12 protein-coding genes are annotated in these 16,615 nt (G+C 42.9%); 6 read left to right on the top strand and 6 right to left on the bottom strand.

Features of this window, described 5'->3' with window-relative positions:
- Positions 1-16: 16 nt before the first annotated feature.
- On the bottom strand, positions 17-2,047 hold the full coding sequence (locus HWV00_RS03930) for a PhoX family phosphatase (protein WP_211684826.1): 2,031 nt from the start codon (positions 2,045-2,047) through the stop codon (positions 17-19).
- 199 nt (positions 2,048-2,246) lie between these two features.
- Between HWV00_RS03930 and HWV00_RS03925 the strand changes: the two genes are divergently transcribed.
- A complete protein-coding gene (locus HWV00_RS03925; RefSeq protein ID WP_211684824.1) occupies positions 2,247-3,233 on the top strand; it encodes a lipid A deacylase LpxR family protein in 987 nt (328 codons plus the stop codon).
- A gap of 16 nt (positions 3,234-3,249) precedes the next feature.
- On the opposite strand, the gene HWV00_RS03920 is transcribed toward HWV00_RS03925, so the two are convergent.
- Both HWV00_RS03920 and HWV00_RS03915 read right to left on the bottom strand, forming a co-directional pair.
- Positions 3,250-5,289, bottom strand: coding sequence for a HAMP domain-containing sensor histidine kinase (locus HWV00_RS03920; RefSeq protein WP_255554902.1), 2,040 nt, complete (start codon positions 5,287-5,289; stop codon positions 3,250-3,252).
- 2 nt (positions 5,290-5,291) lie between these two features.
- Positions 5,292-6,758 carry a sigma-54 dependent transcriptional regulator gene (locus HWV00_RS03915; protein WP_211684821.1) on the bottom strand — a complete coding sequence of 489 codons (1,467 nt, stop codon included), beginning with the start codon at positions 6,756-6,758 and terminating at the stop codon, positions 5,292-5,294.
- 333 nt (positions 6,759-7,091) lie between these two features.
- On the opposite strand from HWV00_RS03915, the gene HWV00_RS03910 reads away from it, so the two are divergent.
- From HWV00_RS03910 to HWV00_RS03890, 5 genes are read left to right on the top strand one after another with little or no spacing between them, the layout of a single operon-like run.
- Positions 7,092-7,913 (top strand): substrate-binding domain-containing protein, encoded by an 822-nt coding sequence (locus HWV00_RS03910; RefSeq protein WP_211686321.1) that lies wholly within the window; start codon positions 7,092-7,094, stop codon positions 7,911-7,913.
- Positions 7,914-7,942: 29 nt separating this feature from the next.
- The gene (locus HWV00_RS03905) at positions 7,943-8,644 is read left to right on the top strand and encodes an ABC transporter permease (protein ID WP_211684819.1); all 702 of its coding nucleotides are present in this window, start codon (positions 7,943-7,945) and stop codon (positions 8,642-8,644) included.
- 15 nt (positions 8,645-8,659) lie between these two features.
- Positions 8,660-9,364, top strand: a complete 705-nt coding sequence (locus tag HWV00_RS03900) for an energy-coupling factor ABC transporter ATP-binding protein (protein WP_211684817.1) — start codon at positions 8,660-8,662, stop codon at positions 9,362-9,364.
- Positions 9,351-9,938, top strand: a complete 588-nt coding sequence (gene mobA, locus HWV00_RS03895; protein WP_211684816.1) for a molybdenum cofactor guanylyltransferase MobA — start codon at positions 9,351-9,353, stop codon at positions 9,936-9,938. The genes HWV00_RS03900 and mobA overlap by 14 nt, the downstream gene beginning before the upstream one ends.
- 10 nt (positions 9,939-9,948) lie before the next feature.
- Entirely contained in the window at positions 9,949-11,817 is a 1,869-nt protein-coding gene (locus HWV00_RS03890; RefSeq protein ID WP_211684814.1) for a bifunctional molybdopterin-guanine dinucleotide biosynthesis adaptor protein MobB/molybdopterin molybdotransferase MoeA, read from the top strand.
- 146 nt (positions 11,818-11,963) lie between these two features.
- Here the strand turns inward: HWV00_RS03890 and HWV00_RS03885 are convergent, their stop codons facing one another.
- The 3 genes from HWV00_RS03885 to HWV00_RS03875 all read right to left on the bottom strand — a co-directional run bounded on the left by HWV00_RS03885 (position 11,964) and on the right by HWV00_RS03875 (position 16,609).
- Complete coding sequence (locus tag HWV00_RS03885) at positions 11,964-13,016, bottom strand: formate dehydrogenase subunit gamma (protein ID WP_211684812.1); 1,053 nt, start codon at positions 13,014-13,016, stop codon at positions 11,964-11,966.
- Positions 13,017-13,123: 107 nt separating this feature from the next.
- On the bottom strand, positions 13,124-13,741 hold the full coding sequence (gene fdh3B / locus HWV00_RS03880) for a formate dehydrogenase FDH3 subunit beta (protein ID WP_211684810.1): 618 nt from the start codon (positions 13,739-13,741) through the stop codon (positions 13,124-13,126).
- A gap of 12 nt (positions 13,742-13,753) precedes the next feature.
- The gene (locus tag HWV00_RS03875; RefSeq protein WP_211684808.1) at positions 13,754-16,609 is read right to left on the bottom strand and encodes a formate dehydrogenase subunit alpha; all 2,856 of its coding nucleotides are present in this window, start codon (positions 16,607-16,609) and stop codon (positions 13,754-13,756) included.
- Positions 16,610-16,615: the final 6 nt, after the last annotated feature.

Genomic DNA, 16,615 nt, shown 5'->3' with positions numbered 1-16,615 from the left:
AAGTAAAGAGTATTAATTAAACTCCAACTTCCCCACCATCATTCTTACGAATAATAACCGTAGCTGCGCGTGGTCGAACCGTTTTATTACTCGGAGTTTCCATCGAAGCATCGCTGCTATATGGCCAGTTTGCTGGATGTTGCACATTCAAAAACAGATCCGTTTGCGCAGGACTAAAAGCCAAACCAGTTACTTCAGCACCGTTAGGGCCGACGAAGAAACGTTTTAATTCAGCTTGGTTGCCACTGTTAATCGTATCTAACTCTCCACTCTCTGTGGTTAATTGACTTGGTATGACAGCCAGCATCTGATCATTGGTATATGTTTTTAATCCGTCTTTACTATTATCAGTTTGGATCCACATGATCCCACGTGAATCAAATGCGACGCCATCAGGACAAGCGAACTGATTTAACTCCGCCAACCCAGAAATATTCACTTCTGGCGCAGCATCTTCAGCAGCACCAAACACAAAAATATCCCAGCTGAATAGCTCAGGGTTATCACTTTCATGCCAACGAATAATATGACCCGTGCTGTTATTCAATCTTGGATTTGCAGGGTTGGTACTCTCTTTACGTTTAGTATTATTCGTCAAGGTCATGTATACCGCACCATTAACAGGATCTACCGCTGCCCATTCAGGACGATCCATCGGCGTTGCCCCGATTAAATCAGCTGCGCCAGCAGTATTGAGGATGATCCCCGCAAGGTTGGTAAATGTATCAGCTAACGTCCCACCATTAGTCGTCTTACTTGCTAACGTTAAAGGTAACCAATTACCCACACCCTTATCATCAAAACGAGCTACATACAGCGTACCTTGATCCATATATTTCGCACCAACCGCTAAGCGATCATCACGTTCTGCATCCCCTGCATGCCAGTTCGCATCAGATACAAATTTATAGATATATTCAAAGCGAGAATCGTGACCAGAATAAAATACGACAGGTTTACCTTCAACAAGTTGGCCAAATACACAGCCTTCATGACGGAAGCGTCCCAGAGCAGTACGTTTGATCGCGCTAGACTGATTATTATAAGGGTCTATTTCAACGATATAACCATGTCCATTGGCTTCATTACGGTAATCTTCAGTGGCATTTTTTCCCGTTTCAGTAATATCAAAACGAGTGAATTCATCGCCAACCTCACCATGGCTGCCCGCTAAATCATCCCAACCATAACGGGTATCTTTAGCGTCAATGCCGATGCGTTTCTGATCCGCAGTTTGAATGCCAGTATTCACAAAATAACCCGGCCAGTTTTCTTCACACGTTAGATAAGTGCCCCATGGCGTATAACCATTACCACAGTTGTTTAGCGTACCACGGACTTTATCACCATCTAACGCGAAAGGCGTTTCAAGTAGCGCTTTATCAGCAACAGGGCCACTAATATCCATAGTAGTAACACCAGTAAAGCGGCGATTATGACTATCATTCTTAACCACATCCCACATACCATTCGTTTGCTTAATACGTACAACGGTCACACCATGCGCATTAATTTCTTTGCGCACTTCATCCAGAATAGTTCGCAAGCCGTCTGCATCTTTAGTTGGGCCTGTTGGGTGTAATGCTTTTTGATCTATGTATTCGTGATTAATACATAACAAGCCATCGGTAGAACTACCGTTTAGCGGAAAATAATGCATACCGTCATGATGCATACCCAGTGAGTTAGCTTGATCGAGTGCGCTATTAGAACCATCCGCTTTCCATTCTTGAGCAAGATCATTCAGTGGTGTCCCCCAAGGGGCAAGCACTTGTGCACTGTAACCTTTAGGTACAACGACAGCATCTAATTTCGAACCTGCAATAGAATCAAAACCTAACTCAACCTTAGTGCGAGTCGTTACACTTTTCTGATTAGCAGTACTTGAACAGCCAGCTAAACCAACACCACTTAACATACCAACTGCTGCCATCCCCATACCAGCTCTTAATATGCTACGGCGAGATAACTCTCTTTCCATTACCGATGCAAATGGTTCGTTATTACTCTTATTATATTTAGTCGGGTCAAATGTATCTTTGCTCATGCTTTTATCTACTTAGGTTATAATTTAAGACCGATATAAACTAGCAAGTCATTATGTATTTTATATTTCAGAAAGATGACATTTTTTATATCCATTTATTAAATACCGAAAACAATCACCTCAATACCATTTTCAATCGCTCACTCTGGTTAATGTATTGCTATATTATTAAGAACCCGTTATTAATTATGGTGACAAAATGGAGTCACGTACTCTCTTTGCATTAATCTTTGTATTCGTTACCGTCTCCTCAAGCACTGTTGCTTCTGAGCGCTCAACTCTGACATTCGCAGCCGATAATGATGGCATCTTTAGGGTTGACCAAGACTATACCAACGGTATTTTTACTTCTTATACTTCCACTGTCATAAACACGCCCTCGATACTGATGCCTTTAAGTCTATCCACAAAAAGCGCCCTTGCTTTAGATAAGGTCGAGTTCACGATTGGCCATAAAATATGGACACCTTCTGACATCAAATCCACCAAACCTGTCGCCAACGATCGTCCTTATGCGGGTTACTTCTATACTGAGTTCAATTTCATAAGCCTTAATTCACAACAAGCACAGCGCGTTAACCTCACTCTTGGTGTCACTGGTAAGTATTCATTTGCAGATAAAGCACAAACACTGGTTCATAGCATAACGGCTTCTGAAGAGCCTAATGGCTGGGAGTATCAAATAGCCGACGAAGTCGTGGGGGGTATCGGTTATCTCACGCACTTTAACTTAAGCCGTCATGCCGTTGATACGGCCGAATTTGAAATAGCTAATATTACGGAGATCAATATTGGTGGATTTAGAAGTGATGTTTCCACCGGCATAATGTTGCGCTGGGGAATGGACCTGAGCGAGAATATGGGCGCGGCGAATATTGCAACCGAGCACTCGTTTCGCCCGGGTATGATTGGCGCATCAAATAGCGCTTGGTTTATATTTACCGGTATTGAGGGGCGTTACCGATTTAACGACATGACCATTGAAGGAAAAAGGCCCAATATTCCAGAGCCAGAGTATTATCCCTCGACACTGGAAAACTGGCAATCTAGCGCGGTGTTTGGTGCAGCTTGGTATAACAAATATGCAGGCATGAGCATCACATTAGCGGCTAAAACAGCAGACTATAAAGAAGCTAAGACCGCGTTATATGGTAACGCAGGTCTATCACTGTTTGCTTTTTTATAACACTCGCTATAATTAACTAAAACACCTCAACTGGCAGTAATAAGTCATTATGTACCACCGCTTTTTCATGCAAATAAATTGAGAATGTAGACCCAATACCAAGATCAGATTGCACGGTGATCTTGCCCCCCACTTCACTGATAATACTTTGGCTAACAGATAACCCTAATCCTGTACCACTACGACGAGTCGTAAAAAACGGGTCAAAAATACGGGCTAAATTATCTTCGCTGATACCACAACCATGATCGCTAATATGTACCGCAGCACCAATAACATGACCATCGTCATCAAACCAATCTTCGGTTTTAATTTTTAATAAACCTTTGTCATCCATGGCATGCACGCCATTCATTTGCAGATTAACCAGTACTTGTAAAAGTTGATGACGGTTTACTTCAACACAACATTTAGCATCCAGCTGAGATTCAATCTGCACGTGAGCTGACTTTGTGCCAGAACGTACTAACGTCAGACTTTCTTTCACAATCAGGTTTAAATGTTGCCAAGTGACTTCATCTTGCACCCCACCTTGTCGGCTATATTGCAACAAACTACGGGTAATATTACGGATACGATCAATTTGTTCATGTATCGCATCGAGCTCTTCTTCAACTCGCTGGCTATCATCACCCAATTCTAGTTGTAATAGTTCAACGTTACCTAAAATAACCGCGGTAGGGTTATTAATTTCATGGGCAATTCCCGCGGTCAGTTCACCAAGCGCAGCCAGTTTTTCACTAATCACCAGTTTACTTCGCGTCTGATTTAACAGCTTAATGTATTCTTCTAACTCTTGCGTTTTGTCATGCAAACTCTGCGTTCGGGTACGTACTTTATCTTCTAATTCCACAGATGATTGCTGAATCAGATCATTGCGCTGCTCTAACTCATCAAGCATAGAATCAAATTGTTGACCAAAAATAGCTAACTCATGATCTTTACATAATCCCAGATCGCCAATACGACGATTTAAACCCAAGGGTACAATTCTCACTACATTATGAATTTTTTCGATGGGTCTAAATAAGTCCCTCGCCCCCCGATATACCAAGCCACCAGACAGCAGTAGTACGGCAATAATACCGACACTAAACTCAACAATATTTGTTAAGAATGTTTCTAATAACGGCCACTCTAAATAACCGGTATAAAGCATACCAATCACATTACCATCATAATCTTGCAGCGGTTCATAGGCCGAGATATACCAATCATCATAAACAAATGCACGACCGACCCAATCCTGTCCTGCAACGAGAACTTGCTGTTTGACCTCCGCAGACACACGAGTACCGATAGCACGACCATTAAGCTGATCACTATCAAGCGGTACATTGGTACTCACACGAATATCATCCATAAAGAGTGTGACAGTGCCGATACTGTCGATAGGTAATGTGCCATCGGTATAAATAAGGTCACGAATACGATCAACAAGCTGGGTGCTATTATTCAGTAATATTCCACCATCCATGATCCACTCAAGTTGATTATCGCGATTAAAAATAGGGATCAAGTTACGGCTAATTAGCCCACGAGATTCAAATTTATTTTCACGTAATAATGGGATCTGAGCGGCAGCAGGAAGACTCGTATTTAACGCCAGTAATTCATCATTACTCAGTACTTGAAAAAATGTCTGCGGTTTGGCCGTTAATAATAACTGCTGATTAATCAGTGGAAATTCATCTAAATCTGATGCGGGATGTAATACAACAAAATCCAATGCGTAGTTTTCAGCTTGGTCCTTCACCCATTCCTGTAATTTGTCTTCATCGGTACGTAACAAGTGCTGAAAATCATAAGATGATGACAACGATGTCAACTTCATCCGCTGTTCTTTCTGCAATAACTCAATGCTGTTATGTGCAACAGCCAAATCTGCTTTTACGTTCATTAACGCACTTTTCCATGTGTACGTCACCGTCCAGTACATGGTCAGCGCAAACAGTGCGAACAAGGTGATCACAATAGGCACGGAAGTAAGTACTAACAGGCGATAGCGCACCATGGTTCTAAAGCGCTTAATCCATAACAGTATAAATTGTTTCATTTTCATAAGGCCGCTTCATCTACCCATTCTTTATATTTACGCTCTAGCGTTTTACGGGCAACGCCAAGCTTACGTGCAGCAGCAGACTTGTTACCTTCGTGTGAGTCAACTACCTGCATGATATGTGCTTTTTCGACTTCTTTTAATGTCCATGTCGTTGGGTAACAATATTGTTCTTCATCATCAACAACCGACGTACAGCGACAAGGGTTTTGCAAGTTTGCTTCATCAATACGATCTTGATCAAAATGAGCAATTTCGGCTCTTGGTAGCGGTGATATGTCACCTTGCAACTCACGCCAATATTCAGCAGGTGGCTTACCAAGTAAAATACAACGCTCCATCATATTACGAAGTTCTCGAATATTACCTGGCCAGTCATACGCTTGCATCGCTTTAATATCTTCATGTGTCCAGCTAACGCTTTTCATACCTAAGTCTTTGGCTAACTTGAGGGTAAAATGATGGGCTAATGCAGGAATGTCTTCAACGCGATCGCGCAATGGCGGTAAATCGACAGTTAATACATTTAAGCGATAGTACAAGTCTTGACGAAAACGCCCCGCTTCTACTTCTTCTTTTAAATTACGGTTGGTTGCTGCAACAATACGTACATCAACAGGTATTTCACGCTCGCCCCCCACCGGACGGATCGCCTTTTGTTCCAACACGCGTAATAACGACGTTTGCATCGCTAATGGCATTTCACCAATTTCATCGAGGAATAAAGTACCGCCATTGGCAACTCGAAATAGCCCTTCACGGCCTTTTTTAGCCCCTGTAAATGCACCCTGAATATGACCAAACAATTCACTTTCTAATAGGTCTGGCGCGATTGCACCACAGTTTAGCGGGACAAAAGGGCCATTACGTAAGCTCAACTGATGTAATGCGCGAGCCACTAATTCTTTACCTGTCCCCGACTCACCTTCAACCAATACAGCCGCCATCGATGGTGCTATCTGGGTGATCAGCTTTTTCATCGACAAGGTTTTAGCTGCATCACCAATAATATCAATAGGGAATGTGCGCTCAATATCTCGTTGCAATGCAAAGTTTTGGCGTTCTACAAGACGTCGTTCAATGCAGCGGCTTACCGATTGCATCATTTGTTCGAGGTTAAAAGGTTTTAAAATAAAGTCCGATGCACCAGCACGCAACGCTTTAATTGCAGTATCTAAATCCGCATAACCCGTCATGAAAATAACGTCACTGCGACGCGTTTGGGGATCAAAAGCTTCGTGCCATTCAATACCCGAACGACCTGGCAGATTAATATCAACAATTAATAAATCAAAATGGCAGCGTTTACGCAGCTCTTCCGCTTCTTCAATACTGCCTGCTGTATCGACTTGCGCAAATTTTTTACTTAACGCTTTTTTTAAGATCGCGCGCATACCCGGTTCATCATCGACAACAAGTACTGATACTGCGGCCCAAGAAGGAGAAGAAGACGTAAATTCAGACATAAATATAAATAACTACCATAATTTCAAGTTGCGACATTTTGTCCCATCATTACTAGTAAAGTCAAAACAGTTTCATTTATTTTTTTATGATACTTTAGGGGTAAATATCATTTACAATCAAAATCATGCACTTACAAGATTAATCAGCATTTAATATTGTTAAATTTAAATTCTGGCATCTAATTTGCTTTATCAGGGAAAATACCGTTATTTTTCAATCTGAAAAAGACCGTATCACATTAATAATATTCGTTACTAAAATTCGATTCAGTGACGACTATTTAACACCTTAAATAATTTAAACGTCAGGAAGACCTAATGACTGTAAAACCGATGACTGTAAGACCGATGACATGTATCCAAACATTACTTGCGCTATTCGCACTTGTAACAACAGCTGGTGTAAACGCTGCTGATGACATGAAGATCCGTTTAGCGACGACAACCAGTACTTATCACTCAGGGCTTCTTGATTACTTATTACCTGAGTTCCAAAAAGACACTGGTTACAGTGTTGATGTACTTGCAGCTGGTACAGGTAAATCACTGCGTATGGGCCAAAATGGCGATGTAGACTTGGTAATGACACATGCACCAAAATCTGAAGCTAAATTTGTTGATGCTGGTTACGGTGTACTACCTCGCCAACTGATGTATAACGACTTTGTATTAGTGGGTCCAAAAGCCGATCCAGCAAAAGTAGATACCGACAATGTTGTTAAAGCACTGACTAACATCGCATCTTACAACGCAACGTTCATTTCTCGTGGCGATGATTCAGGCACGAATAAAAAAGAATTGGGCCTATGGGCGCAAACAAAAATGGAACCGAACTTTGGTGGCTACAAAGCAGTAGGCCAAGGTATGGGGCCAACATTAAACATGGCATCAGAACTGCAAGCTTATACGTTAACAGATCGTGGCACTTGGTTAGCTTACCAAAGCAAGTTAGACCTTAAAATTGTTGCTCAAGGCGATAAGCGCTTGTTTAACCCATACCAAGTTATCTTAGTTAACCCAAGCCGTTACCCAGATATCAACTACCAAGGCGCTAAAACATTCAGTGACTGGTTAGTTAATCCAAAAGCACAAACCATGATTAACAGCTACAAGCGTGGCGGCGAGCAACTATTTGTTGCAAACGCTAAGTCTTAATTTTAACTGATTAGAAACCTAGATACTTAATGAATATTTGGCAAACGACTCAAGAAGCAGTGCAACTCCTTTTCAGCGGTGATATGGCCCTGTGGGGGATTGTCGGTGTGTCATTTTCAGTATCTTTGCTGGCGATAGCGATTGTATTAATTCCGGCATTAGTTATCGCCTTTGCCCTCGCCTATGGAAAATTTCCAGGGCGTTGGCTATTACTCTCATTATTTAATACCTGCCAATCAATTCCGACAGTGGTGATTGGCTTGTTGCTTTACATGATGTTGTCACGTGCAGGACCACTCGGTAATTGGCATATGCTGTTTACCCAAAAAGCGATGGTTCTCGGGCAAATGATGGTTTGTTTTCCTATTCTAGTATCTATGATGCACGCCGCATTTCAAAACAGTGATCGCCGCGCTTGGGAAACAGCATTAACCTTAGGTGCAAGCCTACCTAGAGCATTACTAAGCTTAATGTGGGAATGTCGATTTCCGCTGCTGGCTGCCATTATCGCTGCATTTAGTCGCATCATTACCGAAGTCGGTTGTTCAATGATGGTTGGCGGTAATATCTTAAATTCAACGCGTAATATACCCACTGCAATTGCCCTCGAAAGTTCGAAAGGCGCGTTTGCACAAGGTGTCGCCCTCGGCATGGTGTTACTTATCCTTGCGCTGGGCCTTAATTTCTTATTATCTATCGCACGTGGTAAAGCCCACTTGCGCACCAATTAGACTGAGGAATAGGTCATGTCACAAATTTCAATTCAAGCAGAAGATATTTCGATTCGTTTTAAGGATCGCCTGCTGTTTCACATTCCTAATCTTAAATTTGGTCCGCAAGAAGCGATTTACCTCACGGGCGGTAACGGTGTAGGTAAAACGACATTATTAAAAATATTATCAGGTTTACAAAGCCCAACAACAGGCACAGTGAATCTGCAATCCAATTCATTGTTTCGCCGCATGTTTAAAAGTAACGCTAAAAATGGTGTTATCTATATGCACCAAACACCTTACATGTTCGATGGCACTGTTCTTGATAATGTTTGTTATGGTTTAAAATTTACCCGAAAAGGCCGCCAAGAACAACGAAGTGAAGCGATAACAGCCCTACGTATGGTAGGGTTAGAAACTCTCGCTAATGAACATATTTCGGTATTATCTGGTGGCGAACGACAACGGGTGGCAATGGCAAGAGCTTGGGTACTTAAACCAAGTGTCCTATTAATGGACGAATCAAGCGCGAGTATGGATGCAGAATCCATTGAACGCCAAGTCGTGTTAGCCAAAGATTTACTCGAACGCGGTTCAACACTCGTGATCACCAGTCACCAACAAAATGCGCTTACCGCACTTTGTCGCCGCCAATGGTGCATTAGCAATAGCAAACTAATCGAACGAGCAGATCTACAGCTCATTAAAAAAGATAAGGATAATTATGCCTTCGGCTAATCAAACAAGCTGGGTAATTTTAGCAGGCGGACAAGCTAGCCGCATGGGTGGCGATGATAAAGGCTTAGTGACATTAGCGGGTAAAGCGATGATTGAGCATGTTATCGATACACTATCATCACAGACAAAAAACATTGCGATTAACGCAAACCGAAATCAAGATCGTTACAGCCAATATGGCGCTGTATTTGGTGATCAACTGCAAGGCTTTCAGGGGCCACTAGGCGGTATGCATGCTGCTATTTTACATTTAGCCGATGCCGAATGGATTGGTTTTGTACCCTGTGACTGCCCACAACTACCGACAGATTTAGTCGCACGTATGGCTGCAGCCTGCAAAGCAGATACTGATATTGTAGTGGCGCACGACGGTGAACATATTCAGCCAGTTGTGACTCTGCTGCATCGCCGTATTTTACCAAAACTAGAAGCATTTTTAGATAATGGCGATCGCAAAATCATTCTATTATATCGCCAATGTAACATGTTAACGGTGGATTTTAGCGACCAACCAAACGCATTTATAAACCTAAATACCCCCGCAGAACTGCAACAATTTGGACAAACAAAATGAGTCAGCAACAATGAAAAAAATACACGCGTCACTCCCTTTACTCGGCTTTGCTGCATTTAGTGGCACAGGTAAAACAACACTGCTTGAAGCAATGTTACCTAAGTTAGTGGCACGTGGTATTCGTGTTGCCGTTATTAAACATGCACATCATGATTTTGATATCGATCAACCGGGCAAGGACAGTCACCGCTTACGTAAAGCAGGGGCGAGCCAAATGCTGATTTCATCTCGTTGCCGCCGTGCACTCGTCACGGAAACACCTGATGAAGAAGCTAACTTACCGCATTTAATTGCGCAGTTAGACCAAACACAAATCGACCTTATTTTGGTTGAAGGCTTTAAAAATCTCAGTTTTCCTAAAATTGAATTACACCGTGCTGAAGTGGGTAAACCTTGGTTACACCCAACAGACAATAACATTATTGCCGTTGCAGCGAATGTACCAGTACCCGCATCAGAATCTGCACCTTTAGCAGAAAAGGCGCCATTACCACTGCTTGATATTAACAACCTTGATCAGATCACTGATTTTGTTGTAAGTTTTATTCAAGGTGAAATAGATACACACTCAGCGTTACAGCCGCAAGGCTTACAATGTGGGGATTTAACACCACAAGGAATGCTGTCTGTCGCAGAAGGTCGTGAGCGTATTCTTGGTCATATTGTACCAATCAAACAAGCGCAGGCTGTTGATTTAAAAGTAGCTTTGGGTCAAATTGTCGCACATGATATTCTTTCTCCAGTAAATGTACCGCAACATACCAATTCAGCAATGGATGGTTATGCCATTCGCGGTGATGATTTAGAGTGTGATAATTATGATGTAGTCGCTCATGTGATGGCTGGACACAGTTATGACCGACCACTTGAAAAAGGCCAAGCAGTCCGCATCATGACAGGTGCCGCGGTACCTGAATGTGCAGATACAGTTGTCATGCGCGAGCAAGCTGAACAAACCGATAATGCTGTAGATAATACTGTAAATAATACTGCAAATAATACAATCAAGAGTAGCGTGCGCTTTAACCTAGCGATGTCTGCCATTCATGCTGGTCAGAATGTACGTCAAGCAGGTGAAGATCTCGCATTAGGACAAACAGCTGTCGCAGCGGGTAGTAAAATCACGGCCCCCGAGTTAGGCATGATTGCCTCACTTGGTATCAATCAAGTCTCAGTACAAAGACCTGTACGTGTCGCTATTTTTTCCACGGGTGATGAAGTTCAACATCCCGGTGAAGAACAAAAGAATAACTGCATTTACGATTCGAACCGTTACACTTTACACGCAATGCTCACGCAAGCAGGGTGTGAAGTGATCGACTTAGGCATTATCGAAGATAGCGAAGCTGCATTAGAAGCAACATTGCAACAAGGCAGCGAACAAGCTGATTTAATCTTGTCATCAGGTGGAGTTTCTGTCGGTGATGCCGATTACATCAAGACCGTGTTAGATAAACTAGGACAAATCAACTTCTGGCGAATCAACATGCGTCCGGGTCGTCCTTTAGCATTTGGTCAAATTAACGAAACACCATTCTTCGGTTTACCGGGCAACCCTGTAGCGGTGATGGTGGTGTTTTTACAATTTGTTGAACCAGCGATCCGTAAATTACAAGGGATGACAAATTGGCAGCCACAAGTATTCAATGCAATAGCAAGGGAACGCTTCCGTTCTCGCCCTGCCCGCACTGAGTATACACGTGGTATTTTTAGTTTTGATGCCAATGGTCGTTTAACAGTAAAAAGCACCGGACAGCAAGGCTCTGGTATCTTACGTTCGATGAGTGAAGCTAATTGTTTAGTTGAAGTATTACCTGAACAGGCAAATGCAGAAGTTGGGGATTCGGTGCGCGTTATTCCACTACAAGGGCGTATTTAATCATTCAATAATCTGTCTTAGCAAAGATCTTCAAATTTAGCGCTGCGTTAGCAACAACGTCGCGTTAAAACAATAGTGGCGTGCTCACATCACGCCACTATTACCTCACTTCCTAATTACGCCTTCGCTATTACGTATTAGTTTTACTATTTCTCATCTGATTTAGATGTTGATACTTTACTCGGTTGATTCTCAGGTAAGTCTTTTACTTTTTCATACCAAATATCATGGTGCTCTTTCGCCCACGTTTCATCAACTTCACCAGTCACCATACCTTCTAGTGATGCTTCAATACCCACTAAGCCAACATAGATATGGAATACAAAACCACAGATCAATACTAACGATGCCAGCATATGCACTAAGTTAGATAGTTCCATGTCGCGGCGAGTTTGATCAAAGATTGGGAAATCAAGAATAAAACCACTAAAGATAATGAACACACCACAAAAGATCAGTAACCAGAACAGGGCTTTTTCACCACCGTTAGAGAAATCAGCAGATGGATGCGTGCCTTTATGTTTACCGACCATACCGCCCATTTTCTTGAACCAATTAATATCAACTTTAGTGAACAGGCTCTTACGCCACCACTTAACCATCACTGTAAACAGTAAAATGGCAAACAAGGGACCAACATAGTTGTGGTACTGCTTTGCGCCATAGATGAACATAGCCCAAATATCACGAGAAATAATAGGCTTAATAAAGTGTTTGCCGTATACCAGTGCCAGTCCTGTCGCAGCAAGACTTAAAAAGGTAAATGCCATGCTCCAATGTAACGTACGATCGACCAAACTCCAGCGTTGGATCTTACGCCCCGTTCTTGCTTTACTCAGTCTTAATGGACCGATTGTAAAGTAAGCCAGCACCACTAAGCCAATGCTGCCAAAGATAGCCAACGCACCTAATGGTGACATCCATTTTTCTTTAAGAATAAACCAAGCTTGTCCCGGTACACTGATCAACACACCGTGTTCAGCTGATTTAGATGTCGTATAACCCTCTTGACCATCTCGTACTGCACGCCAATAGTCAGCTCCCGCAAAGCCTGCAAGCTCGCCTTGTACTGCTGATTCACCTAAACGTTCACTACGAGTCTCGTTATCTGCTGTTTCATTAGCAAATGCTGACAAGGTAAAGCTCAGCATTAATACACTCACTAACAGAGTGAACCAATGTTGAATTCGCTTAGTCATTAAATCTCCTCACTGTAGCTAGACTACAGCGCTAAATAGGGCCTGATTATCACGAATAAACAGGCTACCTATGTTTATATTACAGCTAATCTATTCTGACGAACAAATTAACTTTCTTGCGGTTTACTCGCGTCATAAGCAAGGTCTACAGTGCCAGCCCAACCCGCATTTTTTGCACCACGTGCAACAACACGTTCAGCATAAACATCTGATATTTTTGCAGCATCACCAGCAAGCAAAGCTTTCGTTGAACAAAGCGACGCACACATAGGTAATTTACCTTCAGCAATACGGTTTGCACCGTATTTTTGCTTCTCTTCTTCAGAGCCCGGTTCAACACCTGGTCCACCAGCACAGAAGGTACATTTGTCCATTTTACCGCGTTCAGCAAAGGCATCTTGCTTCGGAAATTGCGGTGCACCAAACGGGCAAGCAAATAAGCAATAGCCACAACCAATACACAGGTCTTTATCATGTCGCACAATACCGTCTTCAGTACGTTCGAAACAATCGGCAGGACAAACTGCCATGCACGGGGCATCAGTACAATGCATACAAGCAACAGAGATTGAGTTTTCACCCGGTTCACCGTCGTTTAAGGTAACTACGCGGCGGCGTTGAATACCCCATTGTAGTGCATCATCATTTTCATTCTTACATGCGGTAACACAACCATTGCATTCAATACAACGTTTCGAGTCACACAGAAATTTCATACTCGCCATCGGAATGACTCCTTACGCTTTAGATATTTTACAGAGGGTTACTTTCGTTTCCTGCATTTGTGTCACAGGGTCATAACCATAGGTTGTCGCAATGTTTGCTGATTCACCCGATACATACGGGGTTGAACCTTCAGGGTAGTTGCCACGTAAATCTTCACCTTGGAAATAACCACCAAAGTGGAACGGAATAAAGGCAAGACCCGGTTTAACACGGCGTGTAACCATTGCTTTAACGTGAATACGGCCTTTTTCTGCACCTTCTACCCACACCATTTCACCATCTCTGAACCCTAAATCGTTGGCATCTTTCGGGTTAACTTCAACAAACATTTCTTGTTGTAGCTCTGCTAACCATGGGTTTGAACGGGTTTCATCACCACCACCTTCATACTCAACCAAACGCCCAGAAGTCAGTACGATCGGGTATTCACCTGATACGTCTTTATCTTGGATTGATTTATATAATGTTGGCAGACGGAACATCGCCTCACTATCATTCCACGTTGGGTAATCAGTCACTAGATCACGACGCGGCGTATAGAGTGGTTCACGATGAAGTGGTACTGCATCTGGGAAAGTCCATACAACAGCACGCGCTTTTGCATTACCGTAAGGAATACAACCGTGCTTGATAGCCACACGTTGAATACCGCCAGATACGTCAGTTTTCCAGTTTTTACCTTCTGCTTTTACTTTCTCGTCAGCTGTCAGTTCATCCCACCAGCCAAGTTGTTTAAGCAGTTTGTCACTGAACTCTGGGAAACCACCTTCTAACTCACAGTCTTTTGAATAACTATCAACAGCCAGTAAGCTTTCGCCATTACGTTCAACACCAAAACGTGCACGGAAGTTACCACCACCAAGCGCAACAGGCTTAGATGTATCATAAAGGATATGGGTCCCTGGGTGATTCATCTCTGGCGTACCCCAACATGGCCAAGGTAAACCGTAAGTTTCACCGTTCGCAACACCGCCCTCGCCTTCAAGCGTCGTTTTATGGAACGTATGCCAATTTTTCTGATGGGCTTTTAGACGTTCAGGACTTTGACCTGTATAACCAATTGTCCACATACCTTTATTGAATTCACGAGTAATGTCTTCAATCACAGGTTGGTTGTTCTTCACTGCAATATTTTTGAATAACTGATCTGCTAGACCAAGCTTCTTCGTCAACAAATACATGATTTCATGATCAGGTTTTGATTCGAATAGCGGCTCAATTACCTGATCGCGCCATTGGATTGAACGGTTTGTTGCGGTAACAGAACCTGTTGTTTCAAACTGCGTTGTCGCTGGTAGCAAGTAAACATTGTCAGTACGACCATTCATTACTGCTGCAACACCTGGGTACGGGTCAACAATCACCATCATGTCCAGTTTGCCCATCGCAGTGCGCATTTCTGGCCCACGTGTTTGTGAGTTAACTGCGTGACCCCAATAGAACATGGCACGAATGTTATCGTTCTGCTCAATGTTGTCTTTATTTTCTAATACACCATCAATCCAACGTGATACCGGAATACCCGCGTGGTTCATTGGTTTTTTGCCACGGTAAGCATTTTGATCAAAACGGCCTTTTAGCCAATTGTAATCAACATCCCACACGCCAGCCCAATGCTTCCAAGCACCTTCAGAAAGGCCGTAGTAACCCGGTAAGTTATCTGCTAATACACCAAAGTCAGTCGCACCCTGTACGTTATCGTGACCACGGAAAATATTTGCACCACCACCTGGTTTACCCATGTTGCCAAGCGCAAGTTCTAGAATGCAATATGCACGCGTATTATTGTTACCCGTGGTATGTTGCGTACCACCCATACACCAAACAACACAACCTGGACGGTGTTCAGAAAGCAGTTTCGCCGTTTCATAAACATCAGCTTCAGCAACACCAGAAACACGCTCTACTTCAGCAGGAGTCCATTTTGCAACTTCAGCACGCACCTCTTCCATGCCATAAACACGTTGGTGAATGAATTCTTTATCTTCCCAACCGTTTTTGAACACGTGATATAACACGCCCCAAACGAAAGCAACGTCAGAACCCGGGCGTAAAGACACATAGTGATCTGCTTTTGCAGCAGTACGTGTACGGCGTGGATCGGCTACAACAATTTTACAGTTGTTCTTTTCTTTCGCGAGCAAGATATGCTGCATCGCAACTGGATGTGCTTCAGCAGGGTTTGAGCCGATAAACAAAATTGATTTACAATTATGCATATCATTTAGCGAGTTAGTCATCGCACCATAACCCCACGTATTTGCTACACCAGCTACAGTTGTAGAGTGACAAATACGGGCTTGGTGATCGACATTATTCGTGCCCCACATCGATACCATTTTACGGAATAAATATGCTTGCTCGTTGTTATGCTTTGCAGAGCCTAACCAATAAACCGAGTCTGGACCTGATTCTTCACGGATCTTAAGTACTTGCTGGCTGACTTCTTCAAGCGCGGTTTCCCAGCTCATTTTTATCCATTTACCGTTAACCAGTTTCATTGGATATTTAAGACGTTTCGCACCATGACCATGTTCACGAAGTGCTGCACCTTTAGCGCAATGTCCACCCGCATTAAACGGGTGATCAAATGCAGGTTCTTGACCTGTCCATACACCCTCTTGCACTTCAGCATAAATACCGCAGCCTACTGAACAGTGAGAACAAATCGTACGTTTGATTTCAACTGGCGATTCAGGATCAACAGATTTCGCTTCGGCTTTTTTCATCATGCCGGGTGCGAACATACCAACGCCAACAGCACCACCAGCGGCAGCAATTGAAGAGTTACGCATAAACGAACGGCGCGAAATACCCAGTTGTTTTTCGTCCTTGTTGACCGTATCGGAACGTTTAGTTAATTTCATTTAGAG

This window comes from Moritella sp. 24 (genome assembly GCF_018219155.1).
In the GTDB taxonomy this organism is placed as follows: domain Bacteria; phylum Pseudomonadota; class Gammaproteobacteria; order Enterobacterales; family Moritellaceae; genus Moritella.
The sequence above is the reverse complement of the archived record's forward strand: the minus strand, read 5'-3'. Positions and strand labels throughout refer to the sequence as shown.

Bases quoted from the DNA above. Each gene is read 5' to 3' on its own strand.
- HWV00_RS03910 (WP_211686321.1), top strand. From the start codon at position 7,092: ATGACTGTAAGACCGATGACATGTATCCAAACATTACTTGCGCTATTC.
- mobA (WP_211684816.1), top strand. From the start codon at position 9,351: ATGCCTTCGGCTAATCAAACAAGCTGGGTAATTTTAGCAGGCGGACAA.
- HWV00_RS03930 (WP_211684826.1), bottom strand. From the start codon at position 2,047: ATGAGCAAAGATACATTTGACCCGACTAAATATAATAAGAGTAATAAC.
- HWV00_RS03885 (WP_211684812.1), bottom strand. From the start codon at position 13,016: ATGACTAAGCGAATTCAACATTGGTTCACTCTGTTAGTGAGTGTATTA.
- HWV00_RS03905 (WP_211684819.1), top strand. From the start codon at position 7,943: ATGAATATTTGGCAAACGACTCAAGAAGCAGTGCAACTCCTTTTCAGC.
- HWV00_RS03900 (WP_211684817.1), top strand. From the start codon at position 8,660: ATGTCACAAATTTCAATTCAAGCAGAAGATATTTCGATTCGTTTTAAG.
- HWV00_RS03915 (WP_211684821.1), bottom strand. From the start codon at position 6,758: ATGTCTGAATTTACGTCTTCTTCTCCTTCTTGGGCCGCAGTATCAGTA.
- HWV00_RS03875 (WP_211684808.1), bottom strand. From the start codon at position 16,609: ATGAAATTAACTAAACGTTCCGATACGGTCAACAAGGACGAAAAACAA.
- HWV00_RS03920 (WP_255554902.1), bottom strand. From the start codon at position 5,289: ATGAAACAATTTATACTGTTATGGATTAAGCGCTTTAGAACCATGGTG.
- fdh3B (WP_211684810.1), bottom strand. From the start codon at position 13,741: ATGGCGAGTATGAAATTTCTGTGTGACTCGAAACGTTGTATTGAATGC.
- HWV00_RS03890 (WP_211684814.1), top strand. From the start codon at position 9,949: ATGAAAAAAATACACGCGTCACTCCCTTTACTCGGCTTTGCTGCATTT.
- HWV00_RS03925 (WP_211684824.1), top strand. From the start codon at position 2,247: ATGGAGTCACGTACTCTCTTTGCATTAATCTTTGTATTCGTTACCGTC.